Source organism: Chitinophaga sp. Cy-1792 (genome assembly GCF_011752935.1).
In the GTDB taxonomy this organism is placed as follows: Bacteria; Bacteroidota; Bacteroidia; order Chitinophagales; family Chitinophagaceae; genus Chitinophaga.
In genome coordinates this window covers 1-627 of record NZ_VWWO01000021.1, presented here as the reverse complement: position 1 = coordinate 627, position 627 = coordinate 1, and the positions used below count along the sequence as shown (strand labels likewise).

Here is a 627-nt window from a genome sequence, read left to right as displayed (position 1 = left end):
AGGTAGCAGCAGGAGAGTGGGTGTTTGTGTACGTGATGCACCACATCATCAGTGATGGCTGGTCGATGGGTGTGCTGATCAAAGAACTGCTGCATATCTACCATGATAACAGTCCGCTACCTGTATTGCCGCTGCAGTACAAGGATTACGCAGTATGGCAGCAATCCGGCTCAGACGTCCTGTCCCAGGCCTACTGGCTGGAACAGTTCAGCGGCGAGCTACCGGTGCTGGAACTGCCGGCAGATAAGCCCCGTCCGGCGGTAAATACTTACCACGGCGGGCTGGTGCAAAAGCAGCTAGCACTCTCTGGTCTTCAATCACTGTTGCAGTCCACCGGCAGCACACTGTTCATGGGGTTAGTGGCAGCAGTGAATGCCTTGCTTTACCGCTACAGTGGCCAGGAAGATATCATCCTCGGCAGCCCGGTTGCCGGCAGAGAGCATGCCGACCTGGAAGGACAAATAGGATTTTATGTGAACACACTGGCGCTTAGAACGCGCTTCAGTGGCAGCAATAGTTATCTGCAACTACTGGAACAGGTACGGCAGGTAACAATGTCTGCGTACGAACATCAATCTTATCCCTTTGATGAGCTGGTAGATGCCTTGCCGCTCAAACGCGACATGA

General features: G+C 53.6%; 1 protein-coding gene. It reads left to right on the top strand.

The features are described 5' to 3' along the window. The coding region (locus F3J22_RS30270; protein ID WP_205195792.1) for a condensation domain-containing protein at positions 1 to 627 on the top strand (627 nt) is incomplete at both ends.